Annotated in this window: 10 protein-coding genes; 6 read left to right on the forward strand and 4 right to left on the reverse strand. The window is 41.2% G+C overall.

Annotation, left to right across the window (positions count from 1 at the left end; genetic code table 11):
- Positions 1–387: 387 nt before the first annotated feature.
- From AC13CC_RS08885 to AC13CC_RS08900, 4 genes are all read right to left on the reverse strand, one after another.
- Positions 388–9,636 (reverse strand): PKD domain-containing protein, encoded by a 9,249-nt coding sequence (locus AC13CC_RS08885; RefSeq protein WP_482877741.1) that lies wholly within the window; start codon positions 9,634–9,636, stop codon positions 388–390.
- 385 nt (positions 9,637–10,021) lie between these two features.
- Positions 10,022–10,885, reverse strand: coding sequence for a beta-1,6-N-acetylglucosaminyltransferase (locus AC13CC_RS08890; protein WP_482877743.1), 864 nt, complete (start codon positions 10,883–10,885; stop codon positions 10,022–10,024).
- An 82-nt stretch (positions 10,886–10,967) separates the two neighbouring features.
- A complete protein-coding gene (locus AC13CC_RS08895) occupies positions 10,968–13,355 on the reverse strand; it encodes a GumC family protein (RefSeq protein WP_482877745.1) in 2,388 nt (795 codons plus the stop codon).
- Between the two features lie 28 nt (positions 13,356–13,383).
- Entirely contained in the window at positions 13,384–14,157 is a 774-nt protein-coding gene (locus AC13CC_RS08900; RefSeq protein WP_482877747.1) for a polysaccharide biosynthesis/export family protein, read from the reverse strand.
- 524 nt (positions 14,158–14,681) lie between these two features.
- Between AC13CC_RS08900 and AC13CC_RS08905 the strand changes: the two genes are divergently transcribed.
- From AC13CC_RS08905 to AC13CC_RS08930, 6 genes are all read left to right on the forward strand, one after another.
- Positions 14,682–16,085, forward strand: a complete 1,404-nt coding sequence (locus tag AC13CC_RS08905; RefSeq protein WP_482877749.1) for a nucleotide sugar dehydrogenase — start codon at positions 14,682–14,684, stop codon at positions 16,083–16,085.
- Between the two features lie 84 nt (positions 16,086–16,169).
- On the forward strand, positions 16,170–17,282 hold the full coding sequence (locus tag AC13CC_RS08910; protein WP_482877751.1) for a glycosyltransferase family 4 protein: 1,113 nt from the start codon (positions 16,170–16,172) through the stop codon (positions 17,280–17,282).
- A gap of 33 nt (positions 17,283–17,315) precedes the next feature.
- Entirely contained in the window at positions 17,316–18,341 is a 1,026-nt protein-coding gene (locus tag AC13CC_RS08915) for an NAD-dependent epimerase (protein ID WP_482877753.1), read from the forward strand.
- Between the two features lie 909 nt (positions 18,342–19,250).
- Positions 19,251–20,999 carry an Ig-like domain-containing protein gene (locus tag AC13CC_RS08920; RefSeq protein WP_482877755.1) on the forward strand — a complete coding sequence of 583 codons (1,749 nt, stop codon included), beginning with the start codon at positions 19,251–19,253 and terminating at the stop codon, positions 20,997–20,999.
- 126 nt (positions 21,000–21,125) lie between these two features.
- Positions 21,126–22,073 (forward strand): ATP-grasp fold amidoligase family protein, encoded by a 948-nt coding sequence (locus AC13CC_RS08925; RefSeq protein ID WP_482877757.1) that lies wholly within the window; start codon positions 21,126–21,128, stop codon positions 22,071–22,073.
- Between the two features lie 2 nt (positions 22,074–22,075).
- Positions 22,076–23,146, forward strand: a complete 1,071-nt coding sequence (locus tag AC13CC_RS08930; protein WP_482877759.1) for a glycosyltransferase — start codon at positions 22,076–22,078, stop codon at positions 23,144–23,146.
- Positions 23,147–23,187 lie beyond the last annotated feature (41 nt).

Raw genomic sequence — 23,187 nt, forward strand, 5'->3', positions numbered from 1 at the left:
AATCCTTGAAAACGGACGCATCTTCGTTCAAAAGCATCAAAAACACAACATATAAATGAAAAATGCCACTAAAACCAATATGGTTCAGTGGCATTTAGTTTAATGTTCATGAAAAAGCAGGCTTACTCCTGAATGTCCCTAAGATAAATTGCCATTGTAAGTGCCTTAGATGGTTACAAATACGGGCAAAATTTTACAGCCTTTAATCAGCCATTTGCTATACTAAAAACACCTTGCTGTTTGATGGATAAATTAAGAGTTTCTCCAGAGGATTCAATATTTTGTTCCTTGCCCCAATTGGAATGAATGATGGTTAGCAAATTGTTTGTTCAATAAAAAAGACCTCGAAATCGAGGCCTTTTTATAATCTATTTAGTTCGTATTTCTTTAATTAGAAACCAAGAACTTAATTCCTATCGGATCACCATCACTCAATTCGAGGGTGGCATAATAAAGTCCACTTCGCAACATAAAGATTGGTATTCGATATACCTCCAAATCAGTATCATACGTTTGAGCTGGATCAAATGTTTCCACAAGCCTACCCATGGAATCGTGCAAATGAATACTGGTCACCACTACGTCGTCGTGTGGAAGCTGGCTTAATTGAATACTTGCATAATCTTCATTGATCGGAACTGGATTCGGAGCTACGCTAGCGGTAGTCTCAGAATCTTCAACAACTTCGATATCAACGGTAGCTGTATCCGTCAATCCTTCACCATCAGTTACTGTTAGTTGGGCAGTATAGTTGCCAACCTCGTTGTAAGTATGGATTGGATCGGCATCCATAGAACTGTTACCGTCACCAAAGTCCCAAGCATAACTAACTATCTCAACATCATCGGTTGAATTGCTTCCCATAAAACTCACTTCTAAGGGAGCCTCTCCACTTTCCGATTCAGGCGACACAACTGCTACCGGTGCTTCGTTACTACCAGGTTCAGCAACCACAATTTGTATGGTAACTGAATCCGACAATCCAGCTTCATCGGTAACGGTCAAGGTGGCATCGTAGGTCCCTGCATTTTCGAATGTCAGTGTTGGATTCATTTGATTTGACGTTCTACCATCACTGAATTCCCAGAAATAGGTATCGATGCCAGCATCGTCTGTTGATGCCTCACCATTAAAAATAACCGCCAATGGTGCTTGTCCCTGTGCTGGGTTTGCTGAAGCAACTGCCTCCGGGGCTTGGTTTCCACCTTCTTCTGTAACAACTATGTTTACAGTTGCCGTGTCTGTCAATCCTTCACCATCGGTCACCGTCAATGTTGCCGTATATGTGTCCGGTATGCTGTATGTATGTATTGGATTGGTCTCTGTTGATGAATTCCCATCACCAAAATCCCACGCATAGCCTACAACTCCAGTGTCGTCTATAGAGTTGCCTCCCATAAAGTTCACTTCCAACGGTGCGTTTCCACTTTCTGGCGTAGCGAAAATCACTGCCTCTGGAGCTTGGTTTTCCGCTGCTTCTGTAACCACAATCTGTATGGTTGCAGAATCCGACAATCCAGCTTCATCGGTCACGGTCAAGGTGGCATCATAGGTCCCTGCATTTTCAAATGTCAGCGTTGGATTCATTTGATTTGAAGTCCTGCCGTCACTGAATTCCCAGAAATAGGTATCGATGCCAACATCGTCGCTTGATCCTCCTGCGTTAAATGTAACAGGGAGTGGCGCTTCACCCTGGGTTGGATTTGCACTTGCTACCGCCTCTGGGGCTTGATTGCCTCCAACTTGGGTTACTTGTATAAGTACAGATGCCGTAGCCGTAGCTCCTTCATTATCTGTTACCGTAAGCTCAGCAGTGTAGTTGCCCGGGTCTGTATATGTATGTATCGGGTCCGCCTCTGTTGAGTTTGAGCCATCTCCAAAGTCCCATGCATAGGTATCAATTGCAATATTATCGGTGGACCCACTTCCCGTGAAGGATACTTCCAATGGTGCTTCACCAGCGTCGGGAGTAGCTGCCACAACGGCCACAGGGTTTTGATTTGTTACCGTAATGGTAAGGGTATCGGTTCCTGTTAAACCGCCCCCGTCGGTTACGGTCAACACCACATCATAAACCCCTGTTGTGTTAAAGGTATACGTTGGATTTTGTTCTGTTGATGTGCCTCCATCTCCAAAGTCCCAAGCGTAGGTAATTATACCCACATCATCTGAAGAATCGCTTCCTGTAAAATCAACTTGCAAGGGCGCCGTTCCAGATTCTTGAGAGGCCAAAGCTTCTGCTATAGGAGCATCATTGGGCTGGTTTACCGTAATGGCAACCTCAGCTGTATCAGTAAGTCCTTCAATATCGGTAACTGTAAGTACCGTAGTATATATGCCTGGGTTTAAATATGAATACTTAGGATCGGCCTCTGTAGAAGTGCCGCCATCACCAAAATCCCATGAATAACTTTCAATCATACCTAAATCATCTGTTGATGTGCTTCCCGTAAACGTTACTTCCAAAGCTGCTTCACCTTCTACAACATTAGCAGATGCAGCTGCTGTAGGCGGTATTCCTGTGCCAGTAACCTCAATATTGATACTTTTGGTATCTGTACCCCCATCTGCATCTTCAACTGTTAAATCCACGGTATAAGTCCCTATTTCCGTGAACTCATAGGAAGGGTTGGGCGCTATAGATGTGGCTCCGGTTCCGTCGTTAAAACTCCAGAGGTAACTGGTCACTCCTACATCATCCAAAGAATTGCTTCCGGTAAAGTTTACTGTTAAAGGAACGACACCCGTTGTAACATCGGCCTGCGGAACCGCTATTAAATCGCCGGATGCACCAATATACCATAGGAAATCGATGGTTTCATTACCTGCCGGGTCGCCATTATCGGTAACTGTTACCGATACATTATAAGGCAATTCTTGTGCAGCACCTGGACCATCTATCCCCCCACCTTGTTGGGACTCGGGGGTATTCGTTAAATTATCTGCATCATAATTATAACCATATTCACTTACCTTGTACAAAGCAAATCTATCTATGGCATGTCCCGCAGAGCGCTCCGATATTTCCATAGTGTAGGTTCCTGGATTTACAAACCACACGTACACCCCATGGGCATCATTATCACTGGTCCATGCCTGCCAGTCGTAGACTTCGGAGGCACCACCACTACGGTATATTTTTAAATAACCATTGCTACTTTGTCCTTCAGGTGTAGTTTCTGTAGTAACTCTGGAACTTCCTACAGGAAAAACAATATCAGTTTGTGCTCCTTGGAGATTGGCTATAATGGCATCTTCATCAGTTGTTCCGCCAAGGTTTTTAGCACCAAAAAACCACACATCGTCATTGTTCGGGAATCGCAACCAGTTATCATTCTCATCTGTGGAACTGCCACCTGAGTAAAAGCTTCTCCAATTAAATCGATATACCCCAGCTTGGGTTATTGTAATTTCATAAGGAATCGTACCTGCATTTTGATTGCTCAAACTATTAGTATTGGCTATTATTCCTGTTGCACCATCCAAATTGGTAATGTCCCAACCTGTAGTGTTTCCAGATTCAGCTTCAACAATAACTAATCCGTTTTCTTCATTGAATGCATTGCTCCCATCACTAACAAACCCATCATCAATGGTACCGGAAATAACCCCGGTATTTTCATCTATGGCCAAGTTTGGCGGTAATCCTGTGGCACTGTACGAAGTTACATTGGGACTCGTGGCCTCGACCTGAAGCGAAACATCATCCCCCTCATAATTATATTGGTCCCCTGGGTTCGTCACACTAAAGGTAGCATTGGGATTGTTTGTCAACGCTATACTTGCCGTGTCCGAATTACCATAGTTAATTGTCAAAATTGCGGTCCTATCAGCACCAGTTCCCGATAAAGTTACACTTAGGGTTCGGGGTTCATTTGGATTCATTAGCATGTTCTCCAGTTCCCCGGCATCTATGCTAAAATCAGCTGCATTGGCCCCGGAAATTTCCATCGACTTCACAAATAAACCTACGTTACCGTCAATTAAAGAAAGGTCGATATCCACGGTTTCGCCATCTGCAATAACCACAGTACTTGGAACTGATAGGGTACTGGCAACACTCGGTGTTCCAACAGGATTGTCCTCTCCCAAATATTCCATGTTTTTTTGGTTCCCTCCGCCCCTGTTTGGAGCTCCAGCCAAAATATGTACCCCTGTACCGGAAACTATGGCCTGTGTCCCGTGTCTCTCATAATTCATATCGGGCAATCGTTTCCAAGATTGCGAAACGGGATCATATTCCTCTGTTATCTTTAATGCATCATCGGTTAAAACTCCATAGACTTCTTCTTGTTGTACCTCTCCACCAATAACAACCAATTTGTTGTTGAAATTTACGGCTGATGCGCCACCCCTAGGTGTAGGAATGTCCTGTCCGCTGGGCAATGTGCTCCAGGTTCCAGTTGTAAAATCATAAACATCCACTTGTGGTATGGTAGGTCTCCATGTAGTTTCCCCCCCAGATTGTCTACCGGCAGCCACATACAATTTGTTTCCTATCACAACCGCCGCAAAGTGATCTCTGGCTATGGGAGCATCTGCCAAAGGAGTCCAAGTACCCGTGGCCGGGTCATATTCATCAAACCATGCTACATAACCTCCTGCATGACCGTCCGTGTTACCTCCAACAATATAAAACTTGTCATTATGTACTACCAATCCCGTAGACCCACGTCTTCTATTTTCTGGAATTTCCGGTCCCTGTATCCATTCTTGGCTTACAGGATCAAACATCCATATATAATCGGCTGGGACTTCGTTTGGAAAATTATTGGTTTTGAAGGCCCCAATTACCCAAATTAAGCCATTGTACTCCGTTGCTTGAAAGTGGTTGAGCTCAAAGGGAGCCGAATCCACTAACGAATTCCATGTATCCGTGGTGTAATCATAAATATCTATGGTCTGTGCACTTTCACGCCCTCCCATTAGATAAAATTTATCACCGGCCTGCACAAAGGAATTTTCGTGTCTTGCCGTGTAATTTAGATTTTCGTTTTTATCGTTCCACAGATATTGCGAATCTATTGTCCACGTAAACACTTGGCTTGATGGTGCTGATAAAGGTTTCATGGCCGTTACCACTACGGTATGAACACCATCGTTATTGGGCCCTCCATTGGCCGCGGCCACTGTAATGCTTCCTGTGATCTCACCTGTTAAAGGGTTAATGGAAACTCCATCTGGGTGACCGGACATATAATAGGTAACATCCGCTACAGGGTCTCCTCCAGTTGCCGATGCCGTTATGTTTACACTATTGGTAATCTCGTTGGTTTGGTCCGAAATATTGGCCAATGTAAGTGTAGAATTGTTGGTATCTACCTTGAATATTTCGATTCCGTTTACAAAAGGGTTTTCTATTGGACCATGATTAAATAGAATGTTCAATTCTCCATCGCTCACTTGCACTGGATAGGACAACATTCCTGCAACTTCGTGACCAAAACGATCGATTACATCAAAATCATCTTCCACAAGCGCCCCTTCAATAAGGATGTCAAATACACGATCTCCTATTTCACTCGCACCGTCGTATGCATTGGCCAAATATAGGTTCACCACATAGTCTCCATTTTCCAGTGCAAGGGTATATTCCATTTCAGGGGCACTTGATGGGTCAAAACGGTCTTCCTCAAAAATTTCGGCAAAGGTTCCATTGTCCATATAAGCTGGTATAGAACTGTCCCTATTGGCATAGGTCGTACCCTCAAAATCGGTTATGCTTCCTGTGTTTACCGTATAATTTCCCCCAATTTGTGCTCCATTGGTCGCATTATCCTCCCATTTTGGGCCAATGTCCGTAGGACTTACTTGGTTCCCTCCTGCGTTGATCCGAACAGCAAATGTTTCTGTTACAGTCCAAGAAAAGTCGACGGAAACGGCATCACTTGTCAAACCGTCACTATCATCAACCGTTATGGTAACATTATACGGGCTTCCCGCAGCAGCGGTTTCTTCTATCGTTCCACCAATTTGCCCATTGGTTGGTTCAATTACAAGTCCTGAAGGTAATCCAGTAGCGGAGTATTGTAAATTTCCGTCACCTCCATACGCTGATACACCAAGACTACCATTTAACTGTTCCCCGGCATTTCCAAGTTGGTCGGCAATAGGATGTACATAAATGGGGGTATCATTATCGAAAGCATCCAAAATTTCTATGGCATTGATCAATGGGTTTTCTGCCGCACCATGTGAAAAACTGATGCTCAATGTGCCATCGGTCACCTTAAAGATGTGTGTAACAACGGTTCCCGTTTGATGGCCATAGGTTCCGGAAAGGTCAATATCGTTCAATAAAGGCAGGATGGTGCCCTCGATTGCAACATCAAACACACGTTCCCCTGGCTCCGAAGATAATGGGTAGCTATTGCCCATATACAGTCGGATTTCATAATTACCAGGTTCTGGTACTGGAAAGGCATAGGTTAAATTGGGGAGTCCGGCAATATCATCAAAGCGTTCCGTAGCATATATTTCCAATGGGGTGGTTGATTGATTTACCGAACCATCTACTGGCATGACAGAGGATTCATAAACCTTATCGTTGGCTGGATCCAAAAGATAGGGTGAACTATTGCCCAATTCATCCGCACCCCAAACCATACCTCCATCAATGGCTGCCAGTTCGGGACCCCCTGCATTTACACGATATAAAACTACCGGAGCATCACTAACGGTTACGTTAAACGTATCTTCCACAAAAAAACCATCATTATCCGTGGCTCTAATGGTAATATCCGAAACCGCTGTTACAGAAGGGAACGATATAATAAGTTCATTTCCATTGATTACAGCTCCCACATTGGTATCCGAATTGTTCACTACCGAATAATTGAGGTTGTCATCTCCAAAATCATCCGCAAAAAAATTATCCAAGAGAATAGTCTCGTCGTCAGAATCCACAACTTTGGAAATATCGGGAATCTCTTGAGATAGCGTAGGTTCTTGCCCCACCACATTTAGAAAATCCCAGGTACCTTCCAATTCCACTCCTTCGGTATTGGAAGTTCCAATTAAACCTACGGCCAAATCTTGATTGGATTGCTGGATGGCATCAAGAATACTACCTTGGGCCATAATGGTCCCCGCGTCTATTCTTCCCCCTCCATCAAATTCATACTGCAAGGTCACCTCTCCATTGGAAGAATCGACCATAAAATAGAATACAATTTCACTGCCTGGGCGATCTAACTCATCTATTGTAATGTTAATTGGAGTCTGTGGTACATCGTCGATTTCTTGTAAGGCAGTAATACCATTTGTTGTAACCACCATTTTAATGAAGTTACTTTGGGTGCCATCGCCAATAAAATATCCCAATTCCCCTCCAACTGCAGCGGTATTTCCATAAATACGCAATGGTCCTACCAACCCTATTAAATTGCCAATTACGGTGAACACCCCAGTGGTTTGGTCTACCTGCACCCCATATTGATAGCCTTTTTCCTGTGTATTGGTGCTTCCGTTAGCGGTACCCGAAGTCATATGGGACGTCATAAGACCGGGAGCTCCCCCCAACACATCATTGGGGTTGGGATCATTGGGGTCATCCTTTCTGTCCAACCAATTTAAATAATTGGGATTTGGGTCTCCATTGTTCATAAGTCCTGTAAGTCCCAACCCAAAGATTCCCCCTAACCCTTGTTGGTCATTGAAAAAATCATTGTTAATGGGTACTGTAAACGCATCACTTCCCCCAACTTCTGGATCACCTAATTGAAAAGGATCATTTTGATCCAAAATACTATCATTATCGTCATCTTCATCATTAAGGTCAGATATATATGGTGTTCCTGCCGACTTGTCAAAATCCGCAGGTTGCGAACCTCCGTTACAGGGATCGGTTCCATTGTCCAGTTCGTCTTGGTTGGTATAGCCATCATTGTCAAAATCCGCCAATGGATCTCCAGCAGGATTATCACATTCAACAAAATCTTGAGGTTCAAAAGACACAATTTTACCACCAAGCGTACCGGCCCAAATAGTTCCAGGAAAGATATCCGTATCGCTATTACAGGTAATCCCCAAAGCATTGCCTCCATTTACTGAAAGAAAAACAGCGGTAAAATTTTCCAATGTGCCATCGCCATTTAATTCTACCCTTCGTAAATCTCCCGAATTAACACCAGCAATTAAATCACCTTGCATGGCACCACCAAAGTTACTGGCGGTATATTCATCGATTCCATTGGTATTGGTTCCCCAAATTACAACAGGGGCATCTTCAGGTCCATCTGGGTTATCTATCCCAGGACCTCTCCAATCTCCCTCAACAGGATTTGCCATCTCCAAAGGCAAAGGTGGCCAGTTAGCTGGCAGGGCTATGTCGGGATTATTGGTCGTGGACCCGAATATCTCTGTACGAAATACGGCACCATCCGTACCATTTTGGTTGGGAACAGTAAATAATCCTGCCCCTGCGGGGTTTGCCCTTGTCGGGTTTGGGTGTCCACCGTAAAAACTACCGAAGGTATATGTTTGTAGATCCGTGGTAATCAACTCTAGGTGGTCTTTGTTATTGATAAACTCTCCACCAGAAGGTGATTGACTGCCCGGTTCTGAAGAATCATAATCATTGGTTACATTAGCTGTACCTTCATTGACCGGGAATCCTCCCCAGCCTCCATTGGCACCATTATCGGTGGCGTATAAGGCCCCGCTTTCGGTAACTACAATATCGTAAGCATTCCTAAAACCCGGAGCAAGTATTTGGACAGGACCATCTGGGACTATCATTGCCTGATTCAACCCGTCATTTCCTCCCCATGGGTCATTAACATCTATACCATCATATCCAGGGGCATTCGGGTCGTCTATTCCATTCATGTTAGTTCGAGTTGGATCATCCAAAGTTGGAAGATCATATATATAATCACGACCATTAACATCAGTTTGCACAGGAAGTGCATTGATGGCATCCAAATCTACTGCCAAAATTGCCCCTGAAAGTGCATACTCACAGGTATACACAAAATTTTCCGAAGGACTTCCTCCATTGGTAATCCCACCAGATGCCACGATTAAATATTCAGAACCATTTATGGTCGTAACCTCTAAACCATTGGTGGCGTGATTTTCTTCGGAACGGGGCAACCCCCTTACCAAATCCACTACATCCCAAGAACTGCCGTCCCAACTCAATCTTGTAATTACGCCAGAGTTGGTATCCAAACCTAAATCTCCATTTCCTCCACTAGGTCCGGCACCAATCCTAAAATCACTGGAAGAGACATAAATTATAGGGTTAGATGCGGTACCTCCGACCGTAAGTCCTGTGGTTTCCCTACTGGAGCAGGCATTACCAGATCCACTGCATGGGGTTCCATCATCATCGTGGTTTACAATATTCTTGACCCCGGATAGGGACTCCACTCCCGTTACCACGTAATTAGTGGAGCTAATTCTTTCGATTGAATAAATCAAAATGGTACCCGGATATTCTGCAACATACAACCTTCCATCTGGGCCATACATTAAAGAAGTTACTCCAGAGGGCGCGGCAAATACATTAAAATCCAACTCACTCTGATCAAAATTAATCTGTGCGTGCACATCAGCATAAAAAATACTGGATAAAAAAAGAAAAGCTCCTGTGGAAACTTTGAGCAAATAAGAAAAGTAATTTTTTTTCATGGTATTGATATAGTTCATAGCAATTTGGCCAGAATTCTTTCTAACAATCAAAAATAATAGAATACCCCCCCTCCCTTTAATAAGAGCGTTTTTATTCGATTAAACCAAATGCTTTATCGTTAAATGACCATGTATCCGAAATGGATGGGACTTTGCTTTTTTGTGGAGAAAAAATAAACAGAAGAAATGTGCAGTTTGTCCAACTTAAAAAAGTGAAAAACACTGAATAAACTTTTGAAAACAAGCCTATTCAGGTTGGTTTTCGGACATGGTAAATTAGCCCGGGATGCAAATGCCCCAAGCTTATTTAAACAAGCTATCATGAAACCTTAACCTTGTTGTTTTAAGTAAAGGTCATTCATCACCAAATTTTCAAAACAAGGTTTTATTGAATTTTTTCCAGTATTTTATCAATCACCTCCGGGTCTTTGTTCATCGAAAATTTTCGGCTGAACAATGCCTTTGAAGCCATAAGCTCATCAAACTCATCAATGGTCCACGTGTAGGGTTTTCCCCGGTCCCAATCAATCAATCGGGCATAGCTCATGGATTTGGAGTGGCTATCTTTAAATTCCGAGTTCATCAAAAGAGTTTGCATAAATACCTCATCGTTAAAAAAACCATTGTCAAAGTTCTCTGCAATAAATTTTTCTTTGTCTACAACGTATTTTGCAAAATCGTTTGTAATGCTAAACCAAGCCTGTCCCCAATAAAAATCCTTTAAGCTACTGTTCCTAAACCTGTTGATGAACAAACAGGTTTGCAACAATGCAAATGGATAACGAAGTGACCTGGACCACTTTCTGGGCAACCTTTTGTTTATATTGATAAAGTGATAGTATTTATAGCGGCTGGCTATTTTCCAGTTTTTTACCTTGGTAACTGACAAAAATTGTTGCCCCTTGTGTTTTTCAAAGAAATCATGAATGTAATCCTGGCTCTTGATGGGCAGGTCCACTCCGGAAATCAAGTGATAATAGGCATAATTGTTTTGGACGGCCGCCTTCAACAATCTCAATTCACAATCGATTTGGCTATAACCGGACCAATAAATCGGTTTTCTTTCGATGAAAAAAACATTGGAATGTTTACATTGATCTTTTAGGTCGTCCTCGGATATGGCATCAAATTTTTGGTCCAAATGAAGATAAATGTCATTACGCTCATCATCCAAACAACCTAACAGTTTGCATAGCAATTCGGGTTCGTTATGGGCCATGACAAGGTAAGCATGTTTCCTATTTTCCATTGTAAACTAAGGTGATTTTAATTTTGGTTGCCCAATTGGCAGGCTTGTTTTTTTATAATTTTTATTGTTTTGATGGGAACGGCTAAAATTTCCACCATTTTTTACTTTGGGCGCCATAGCCGTATCCATATTTTCCACCATAGCCTAGTTCCGATGCTTTTACGCCATTCACCACAAAGGCCAGGTTATTTAATTTCCCTTCTTTTCGGAGCTTAAGCGGGAACTCTATATCACCTATACTCGATTGGCCCGCTCTCGTTACATAAACCAAAAGGTCGGCATGTTCGCTTATAAGAAGTGTATCCGTAACCGGCATCATTGGTGCGGTATCGACTATGACATAATCATAAACTTGGGAAACTGTGTCCATAAGGTGTCCAAATCTATTATTCATAAGTAATTCGGAAGGGTTTGGAAATGTTTTGCCCGAATGGATAACATCTATTTTGTTCTCGTTTACTTCGGTGCTATTGGTTATATCCTTCAAACCAAGGGAGTCATCAAACAAATAATCCGTCAACCCCGCACTCCTCGTAAAGCCTGACCTCTTGTTTTTAACATTTTCCTTTCCATCGTTGAAAAACATATAAAACTTCGGGTTTCGAATATCTGCCCCGACCAATAAGACCTTTTTGTTCGTGCTGGATAAAATCAAGGCAAGGTTGGTGGAGAAAAAGGTCTTACCTTCTGTTGGAAGACTGGAACTGACATAAATTATATTTTTTTTGGCATTGCCGCCCTTCAGTTCCGTTTTGAGCAAATAATCCATGTTGGTCCTGATAATTCGCAAGGCCTCCGATAGTACGGAGCGGTCGTCCTTTGCTACGGTTTTTATGGATTTGTTCTTTAATCGGGGTAATTCGCCGATAACGGGTACCCCGGCCCCTACAACCAATTTTTCCAATGCGTGGGCACTGTGGATCTTGTCATCTATTACATCCAAGCCGTAAACGATTCCGGCCGGAATTAAAATTCCCAATAAAAATGCCGCCAGATATATAATACTTTTTTTAGGTGCAACCGGAAACTTACTTGCTGGGAAGGCCGTATCCACGACCTTTGAATTGGGCGATGCCGAAGCGTACGCGATTTGGGCCTCTTCCCTTTTTTGCAATAAATACAGGTACAGGCCCTCCACCGTTTGCTGCTTTCGGGTAATCTCCCGCAATGCCCTTTCGTTCCTTGGAGCGGAATATATTTTTGAGTTGATGGTGGCCAACTGTGAACTAAGGTTGTTTACCCTTAGGTTCAAATTATTGGTCATACTGTTCAAACTGGATTGCATGCTCTTTTTCAGGTTCTCCAACTGTTCGTCTATGTTGACGATAACAGGATTCTTTTCATTGGAACTCTTTAATAGGCGCTCACGTTCCAAAACCAGTTGATTGTACCTTGCAGTTGTACTGGTAATCGAAGCATCAGCCAATCCAATATTGGAAGGAAGAATGCCGTACCCCTCTTGGCTCTCAAGTTCATCACTCACGCTGTTGGCTATCTGCAATTGGATCTGTGCATCCTGCAATTCTTGCTGATTTGCCGCACTTACGTTCAAATTGATATTGGATTGTGATTGGATATCCGTAAGCCCCCTATCCGATTTAAAATCTTGTGCACTTTGGTCCGCTTCCGATAAGTCGCTGTAAATATCCGCAATTCTGTCATCTATAAATTCAGCAGTTCGGTCGGCAATTGCCTTTTTGTCATTCTTCCCATTGAGGTTATAGATATGTATCAACTCGTTTAAAAAATCCATGGCCTTTTCCTGTACGGCATCTTGGATGGTCAAATTTATTATTGAGGAGTATTCGTCGGCGATAGCTGCCCCAAGTGCTTTTTGATAGCTTAAGGTAACATCGCTTACGGGGGAAAGCACTATTTTCAATGTTTCCCCAATATAGGGTTTCAATTTTTTGCTTTCTTGTGGAAGGATTGTTATTTTACCTCGATTTGTAGTGATTTCCTCACCAAAAGTTCTGTTTTGCTGTTCTTCGTTCTCTTCTGTCCAGTACAAAAAGTTGGTTTGGGACTGTGGAATGATATAACAACTGAATTGCACGTCCCTTTTAATGGAATCTATCGAAATTTTTACCGGTACATTTCCATAAACTTCGGAATTTTTCACCCGGCCCACATGCATCACTTTTTTATCGAGCCCCAGATTGATGACCACCTGTCTCACATTGGTTCGGGAACGCATCACCTCAATTTCATCCTCGACCTTTTTTGACCCCCCGGGCAATAAGTTCAAATCACTAAAAAGGCTGAGTTCCGAAGGGGCGCTTTTTTCCTCAATGATCTGGATGGTGGCATTGGCTTGGTATTTTGGCGTAGCGTATCTTACATAAAGGTATGCAATGGAAACTGCAACTATTGCCGACAGCACAAACCAATGCTTGTGCTTCAAATATTTCTCCAGCTCTCCCTTCAAATTGTTTCTTTGCATTTTAGCGTTCAAATTGGGATTTTCCATATATGAGTGGAAATTTTTTTGGTGTAGCTTAATTTCTTGTTATTAAAAGAACTGCGGATGTAATCAAAGCCGTTACAATGGATACCGTGATACTGGCCCTGTTGTCCAATGTGGAAGAAGTAATGGCCGATTTGTTCGGTTCAACATAAACAACATCGTTTTGTGTTAAATAGTACACAGGGGATTCCGCAGCACTGTTGTTGGTCAGATTAATCCGGTAATACACTTTTGTCCCATCGAACTCCCTAACCACCAAAACATTCTTTCGCATGCCTTTAATGGTCATATCTCCTGCCAACCCCAGGGCTTCGAAAATTGTGATTTGCTCCCCATTGACCAAATAGGTCCCAGGCCGTTTCACTTCGCCCAAAACAGTAACAGTAAAGTTTTTTAATCGAATATTGATTATCGGATCTTTGAGGTAATCCGATAAATTTTCTGTCAATCTAACCCGCAACTCTTCTGGGGTCAGCCCAACAACCTCTATTTTACCTACCACCGGAAAATCAATTTCGCCCTCTTTGTCCACTAAATAGTCTACCTGCTCTGGCCTAATGCCCCCTTCCTGTGTCCCCCTAAAAAGATTAAATGGGGCACTGGCTTCCGGGTCAAGGGTGGAAACATAAATGCTGATCAGATCATCCACTTTGAAACGAGTAGTGGATTTACTTTCCTTCACCTGTGTTTCCAGACCGGATAAGGCTGCATTCTGAAAATAAACCACATCCTCTTTGGATGCACAGGAACCAAGAAAAATAATTGAAATAAAAAACAGTACTATGTTACGAGCTTGAAATTTCATTGTTGAATATTTTGGTTAGATAGACTTAAATCGTTTTAAAGCGAAATATAGAATAACTTTGGTTGCCAAAGAAACCTATTTTCACACAAATTAGGAGTAAGGCCATCAACAGCAGATAACTAACGTGTATTAGGCTGTCCTCGGCAAAACCATTATTTGATAAATATTTACTTTTGTTTGAACAAAACATCTATTTATATGTTGACATAATATTAAAGGATAGTTTGAGTTTTAATAAAACATAAAATCGCGACTAAAAGTATATCAGTCTTCCACAAACCTCTTTTTATTTCGTTTAAGCTTATGAAAAATCGTTCAACCGAACTAATTTACCTTTTTATCTTTGTGATTCCATTTTATCGTCTGATAGAATTTTCCCTTGCACAATAAATAATCATACCATAAATAAATGACCGATTAATGTCAGCCCTACTCCCTTTCATCCAAAAAAAGGTGACTTGGTCTAAAATCAAGTACAAGTCTCATAATTTTTTTACCATCTTTGAATTCAACAAAAATTAAGCATGAAAAAAATCAAGAATATTTGCTGTATTGGAGCCGGTTATGTTGGCGGCCCCACTATGTCTGTAATTGCCTCTAAATGTCCTGAAATAACGGTAAATGTAGTAGATATAAACCAAAAAAGAATAGATCTTTGGAACCATGAAGATTTGGATAAACTTCCCATTTACGAACCTGGCTTAAAAGAAGTTGTGGGAAATGCCAGAGGAAAAAACCTATTCTTCTCGACCGAGGTGGACCGCGCCATAGATGAGGCCGATATGATTTTCATCTCCGTGAACACACCAACAAAAACATACGGTAAGGGCAAGGGCCAAGCGGCTGACCTAAAATATATAGAGCTATGTGCCCGAAACATTGCAAAAGTAGCCGTTAACGATAAAATTGTGGTTGAAAAATCCACACTTCCTGTTCGGACAGCAGAAACACTGAAAAGTATTTTGGAGAATACGGGCAACAATGTGAATTTTGAAATACTGTCCAACCCCGAATTCCTCGCAGAAGGTACCGCTATTGATGACTTGCTCGATGCAGACCGTATATTGATAGGTGGGGCGGACACCCCATCGGGACAAGAAGCAAAGAATGCCTTAAGCTGGGTGTACGAGCACTGGCTGCCCAAAGAACGTATTTTACAGACCAATGTTTGGTCTTCCGAGCTCTCCAAACTTGTGGCCAATGCTTTTTTGGCACAACGGGTCTCTTCCATCAATTCAATTTCGGCACTTTGTGAAAGAACAGATGCCAATGTTGCCGAAGTATCCAAGGCAATTGGATACGATTCCAGAATTGGATCTCGGTTTTTGAATTCCTCCGTTGGTTTTGGGGGATCTTGTTTTCAAAAAGATATCCTGAACTTGGTTTACATTGCCAAAAGTTTTGGATTACAAGAAGTTGCCGATTACTGGGAACAGGTAATCATAATGAACGATTACCAAAAAAGACGTTTTGCGGACAATATTATTGCCACCCTCTACAATACGGTCTCTGGTAAAAAAATAGCTTTCTACGGTTGGGCCTTTAAAAAAGATACCAATGATACCCGAGAATCCGCAGCCATTTATGTGGCCGATGCACTTTTGGAAGAAAACGCAAATATTGTGGTATACGATCCAAAGGTATCCAAAGAAACCGTTTATTCCGACCTGGAATATCTCGGAAACAAATCCAGGGAGGAAATCGAAAAATTGGTGACCGTTGTAAACGACCCTATCGAAGCTGCAAAAGATGCCCATGCCATTGCCGTGTTAACCGAATGGGACGAATTTAAGGAGTACGATTGGCAAGCCATACACAATCTCATGCTTAAGCCAGCCTTTGTTTTTGATGGGCGAAGAATTTTAGACCACAAAAAAATGGAGGCTCTGGGCTTTAAATTCTACAAAATTGGACAAAACGGAAGCTAACCATAGGGTTTAGTTTCCATTTATGTGCTACACGTACTATATGGCCACACGCTTTTTATACAGAAAAACACACCTTTTGGGCAAATGAAGATAATTCAGGTTATAACACTTAGCGAACCAATTGGTGGAGCTCAAATGGTGCTTTTCAATAACACGGAAGCTATGGTCAAAAGCGGTCATGAGGTTCAGGTAATGGTCGGACAAGAGGGTACTTTGACCAAACGGCTTGAAGCACTTAACGTAAAGGTTACCTGCTTACCAAGTCTTAAAAGGGAAATTTCGCCCATAAACGACTTTAAATGCTACAAGACCATCTGCGAATTATTGAAACAGGAAGCACCGGATATTGTAATCTCACATTCATCCAAAGCGGGAATTTTATGCCGACTTGCTTGTCATAAAATAGGAATGCCCAACATTTTTACAGTCCATGGTTGGTCCTTTACGCCCGGGGTAAAGGGGCTTAAGCGATATATGTACATGGCCATTGAAAAAGTGATGGGCAGATTTACCGACCATTTGATCACTGTTTCGGCATTTGATTTCAATTTGGCTTCAAAGCACGGCATAGTCCCCGAATCAAGAATGCGGGTGATTTATAACGGAAGTCCCGACTTTTTAAAAGAAGAACGGAAAGAAGCAAAGGAAGACCCGATTACCCTATTGATGATGGCCCGTTTTTCATATCAAAAGGATCACATGACCTTGTTTAAGGCGTTACAAACCTTAAAAGATGCACCAATTCAAGTAGATTTGGTAGGCCATGGGGATTTGCACCAAGAATTTGTAGACCTGTCCAAGAAAATGAAGATCGACCATTTGATCACCTTTCATGGCGAAAGCAACGATATCCCCTCATTTTTGAACAAGTCGGATATATTTGTGCTTACCTCTAGGTTTGAGGGGCTCCCCCTTTCTATATGTGAGGCCATGTCCGTAGGAGTTCCCATAGTGGCTTCTGATGTGGGCGGGGTTCATGAAATGGTGAGGGACGGCTACAATGGATATTTAATTCCAAAGGAAAATCCCGACCATTTGGCAGAAAAGCTCTCCAATTTGATACGGGATAGAAAACTGATAGCGGAGTTGGGCAAGAATTCAAGAAAAACCTTTCTGGAAACCTTCTCAACACACCAAATGGCAGCCTCGACCGAAAAATATATCGAGGATATTTTAAAGAAAAACTCAGCGAAATAATATATAGCAATACGAATTTATAAAAAACAACCAATGAACATCTTAGTAACCGGGGCAGCAGGATTTATAGGATACCACCTTTGTGAGCTTCTGATCAAAAACGGACATACCGTAATTGGCATGGACAATGTCAACGATTATTATGATGTTGGGTTAAAATATGCCCGTATACAGCAACTGGGCATTCCAAGAGCCAAAGCAGAAGTTGACGGGCAAATATCCTCCAGCACATTGCATGGCGAGCAAATGAAGTTCATAAAACTCGATCTAGCCGACCGCCAAGGTTTGGATCGGCTGTTTCAGGAAAACACCTTCGATGTAGTCTGTAATCTGGGAGCCCAGGCCGGTGTGCGTTATAGTTTGGAAAATCCGGATGCATACATCCAGAGCAATGTGGTGGGTTTTGCCAATTTATTGGAATGCTGTCGACATGGCAAGGTTAAGCACTTAGTGTATGCCAGCAGCTCAAGCGTTTACGGATTGAATGAAAAAATCCCATTCTCCACGGAAGACACCGTGGATAGACCCATTAGTATTTATGCTGCCACCAAAAAGAGCAACGAGCTTATGGCACACACCTATAGCCACTTGTACCAATTGCCCACAACCGGGCTTCGGTTCTTTACCGTTTATGGTCCTTGGGGCAGACCGGACATGGCCCTGTTCCTCTTTGTGGATGCCATAAAAAAGGGCGAGCCCATCAATGTGTTCAACTACGGCAATATGGCCAGGGACTTCACCTATGTAGACGATATTGTCGGGGGAATGGGCAAAATTATTGAAACGCCTATAGCAGAAAGCAAACGAAAGGACGAACTTTATAAGATTTATAATATTGGCAACAACAAACAGGTAAAGCTTACGGATTTTATTGATGCCATTGAGTACTCCTTGGATACACCTGCCATACGAAATTTAATGCCCATCCAACCCGGTGATGTGGAAAGCACATGGGCAGATGTGAACGACCTGATAAGAGACTACGGCTACAAACCCGATACCTCCATTGAAAAGGGAGTAAAAGAATTTGTGGACTGGTATAATGGTTTTTATGAATAAACCAGAGGTCTAAAAAGTGTCATGCCGAATGACGATTGGCTACAATTGACACAAATTGCACGAACCTCCAAGAACCATCTTTTTTGTCATTCTGAACGAAGTGAAGAATCTATAATCTTGTACTTGAGTTTGCTCTTGAACTTGAGCTTGAACTTGAACTTGTTCTTATATAAGAGATTCTTCAGTCGCCATGCCCCTTCAGAATAACAGGAGGGGTTTACGTGTCATACTTCCTAGTGAGCCACAAAGAGAAATCCCATAACTTTGAATTTGCAATGAGATTTCTCACTGCGTTCGAAATAACACAATACTTTTAAATACCCATTGTGCGTTTTGAACATAGAACTTAGTTCTAGGCGTCAGTTCGAGTAATCTTTATGAGTAAAAATGAAGAAAGATTGTACCTGCCGGCAGGCAGGTCGAGAACCTTTTTGTTACCTGTCATTCCGAATGAAGCACGAAGAGGAGTCTCGGAATCTCGTTAACTGAAAACTTCTCGTCACTCGTCCCCCCCTGCGGTTAATTACCTCAATCCCTGGCTCTCTCAACTAAAGTATTTCGGAATCTTATTACGCTAGCAACAATAATTTAACCAGTACCTAAAAGTTGATTGGCTATCCGAATGTTAAAAAAAACGCCTCGATGTTAAAAAAGAGTGTATTTCATCGATAATCAATGCCTTGCACATCCAAAAAAGCATTGCCGACGTAACACAAACGTTTATAATGTATTTCACCTGATTAAAACTGATTTTCATCGAAAAAATAAATAAGTACAGAGAATCAATTGATTAGAAAGTGCATTTCATCGAAAAAAAATAGTTTTACGTCGATAAAACATACAATTAAATTAGATTTGTTTCCCAGGTCGGAAATAATAGTTTTTAACCACTTAACCTCTTTATTCTAAATGGCATCCCACAAAACCATTTCGTACGTGAGTCTTTTATTGCTTTTTATTTCCCTGACGCTTTCTTCATGTAGTAAGGATAGTGATCTGTTCGATGAAACGATTCAAAACCAAATTGAAGAAGAAACAACTGAGGATGGCGAGCTCATAAACTCAGTATCTTTTAGTGTAAACAATGATGAATTCACCATTTCTGGGGCTGTTGAATCAGCTATCTTGGATGTGTTGAAAAATGACAGTATTCCTTCCCAAGATTTGGAAAGCTTTCAAATTGTGGCGGTTTCCGATGCCCTGGAAGGCGACATCAGCCTCAACGAGGATAATACCATAACCTATTCACCAAAACCGGAATCTGCCAACAAGGCCGGTAACAATGGTATGGTAAGCGACGAATTCACCTATACCGTGGAGGTACGAGGAAAAGGTAGCCAAAACAAACATGAAAAAAAGGCCACCGTGGTCGTAAACACCCAATATGGAACTGCGGACATGGGAGCGTTAAAAGCGTTTCCCGGTGCCAAAGGTTTTGGCCAAAATACCATAGGCGGTAGAGGCGGACGTGTTATCCATGTGACCAACTTAAACGAAGATGGACCAGGCAGTTTGGTAGAAGCAATGTATGCCAGTGGACCAAGAATTGTGGTGTTTGATGTTGGAGGTGAAATTGAATGGACTTCACAGCGCAGTATAAGGAACCCAAACATTACTATACTTGGACAAACCGCACCCTATCCAGGCATAACTATAAAGGGAAATGGATTCAGGATAATGACATCAGAAGTTATCATTAGATATTTAAGGATTAGGGTAGCTGGTGAGAGTGAATCCGATCCAATAGGCATTACTAACCATACATCCAACTCAACGGTTGAAAATGTAGTTGTTGACCATGTTAGCTTAACATGGGGAAATGATGAAAACTTCTCTATTACCGGGGATTCTGGAGGTTCATCAAATTCTCCAACTCAAAATGTAACCCTTCAAAATTCAATAATAGCAGAAAACCTCGATGGAAACCATTATGCAGCATTGATTGGCAGGAATGTTCATAAGTTTTCAATGATTCAAAATTATTGGGCCAATAATGGTAATAGAGTTCCAGAACACACTTATGGGGATGAAACTGATTTTGAGTTTGTGAATAATGTTCTTTATAATTATAACAGAGCTATGACAACAAGTTTTGGTCCAGCTACTGTTGAAAGTATAGGCAACGTTTTTAAAGCTGATTCTGATTACCCACCAGGACAAGCCGACCATGTATATCAACTAAACACTTACGAAAATCCGAATGGATTGGCAGATGAGGGCTATATGTATCAAACTGACAACATACAATTGGGCGCTAATTCGCATGGTATGATGAATAGCAACTGGGAATCTGCAAATCAATCATCTAGACGCATATCAAGCCCATACACCCCATTACCAAGTTCGGAGGTTGTTGAAGCTGTTTTAAGCAACGTTGGCCCTAGTGTCATTTTTCCTGATGCAGTTGATGCAAGATTGATTGGTAATTGGACTGATGAAAATGGCATACAAGGGATTACAGACATTAATACCATTGGCGGATTTCCAAATATAACTTCAACTGCGCGCGCAGCAACTTATGATACCGATAATGATGGTATGGCAGACGCTTGGGAAATTCATACTTTTGGCAATTTAATGGCTAAACCCTCCGATGACGAGGATGGAAATGGTTATACCAACATTGAAGAATTTGTGTTTTCATTGACCATGAATTAAAAATTTTAATTAGCTCTTTCTTTATTCAAAAAAGAAATATGTTCATTATCGATTAAGCTGTTCCTTTGAACAGCTTTTTTTGTGCGGTCAATCCATTCATTTATACTTTTCCATTAAAATTTAGGAATGAAAGGTTTTTTAAAAGATTTATATAACAAAAATAGAATTGGGTTTTTAATTCTTAGGCCTATTGTTTTAACCTACCAGTTTTTTTTACTCAAAAAATACCTGTCAAATAAAAAATTTATATTACGAAGGTTTAAAGATAATTTTGGTTACAAGCTAAATCTCAATGAACCCAAAACTTTGAATGAAAAAATTAATTGGTTAAAATTAAACTATGAGAATCCAATAGGCAGTAAACTTGCGGATAAATACCGTGTTAGAGAATATATTAAAAATGAAGTCGGGGAAGAATATTTGGTGCCTCTCGCCTATATGACCAATGATCCAAAAAATATAATCCCAGAAAACCTACCCGATTATCCTGTTATTATTAAAACAAATCATAATAGTTCTGGAGGAATTGTCATTAAGAATAAAAAGGAAGAAATTAACTGGAAATCCATTCAAAATCAGTTAAGAGCAAATTTAGCCGAAAACTATTATTGGGTGGGTCGTGAAATGGTTTACAAAGACATCGAGCCTCTAGTAATTGTAGAAAAATTATTAAGTGACCGAAATGGCAATGTTCCTTATGATTATAAAGTACATTGTTTTAATGGTAAAGTACATATGATTAATGTTGATATTGATAGAGGAACCAGCAATCAATCCTGTAACTGGTATGATAGGGACTGGAATCGAGAGCCTTACGAATGGGGAGGAAGACTCCCTAATGGGGATTACATTAAACCAAGTAAAACAAACGTCGATAAACCAAAATGCTTGGATAAAATGATTATGCTATCCGAAAGCTTATCACAACAATTTAAATACTTAAGGGTGGATTGGTACGTTATTGACAATAACCTTTATTTTGGTGAATTAACGCTATACCATCATTCAGGAAGCAAGCCTATATATCCTTTTGAATGGGATGTAAAATTGGGTAGCAGATTAATTATATCCTAAAAATGAGAATAGACTTTAGTATCGATAGTTTAAAAGGCGGCGGTGCCGAAAGAGTTATGGTAACCATAGCAGATGCACTTGCAGAAAATCATGAAGTAAGATTAATAACTTTTAATGATGACGATAAATATGTGGTTTCAAACAAGGTAAAACGAATAAAACTGCATCAAGGTTCCATTAAAAACCATAAACTAAGATCCATTTATAATCTTTTCCGTTTTTACAGAAAAAAAGAACCAAAGCCTGATATTCTGATTTCTTTCATGCCCACAAATGGCCTAATTGCTATTGTTGTTGGGCTTTTATTGAAAGTAAAAGTAATCGTTTCGGAACATATCAATCATTCATTTAAAAAGAAGAACAAAAAGACTTTATTCATTCGAAAGTACTTCTATAGATTTGCTGATTTTATTACTGTTTTGACTTCCTATGACGTAGATTATTATACCAAAATGGGGGCGCGGGTTAAAGTAATGCCCAATCCAATTTCGGTACCCAGTTATTCTAAACCTTTGCTTGAAAGAAATAAAACAATTTTACTGGTCGGATCTTTAAATCGGTATCACCAAAAAGGATTTGATTCTTTTTTACCTGTAATTGCACCCATTCTCAAAGAAAACAGTGCATGGACCCTAAAGATTTTAGGAGGAGGTGAAACTGGCTTTGCTCACCTTAAAGGTATCACCGAAGATTTAGGCATTGAAGAAAATGTGGAATTTGCCGGGTTTTGTCCTAATGTCTTTGAAATTATGCAGGATACTCAAATCTTTGCGCTCCCTTCAAGATTTGAAGGGCTCCCTATGGGATTGATGGAAGCCCTCAGCAATGGCATGGCTTGTATTGCTTACGATTGTGTATCCGGGCCAAGTGAATTGATTGAAAATCAAGCAAATGGAATACTTGTGAAAAACCAAAATGCCGAATCGATGCAAGATAATCTGAGGCTTTTGTTGGAAGATGACAGGCTACGGATGGCTTTAGCTACTAAAGCTCCCCAAAGTATGCAAAAGTTCACTTTATCAGAGATTATTAGAAAGTGGGAAGCTTTATTTAAAGAACTAAGTACAGACTAATGGAATCTAAACCTGAGGTTTTCCCCATACTACGCTATGTT

This window comes from Flagellimonas sp. L-11 (assembly GCF_056857735.1).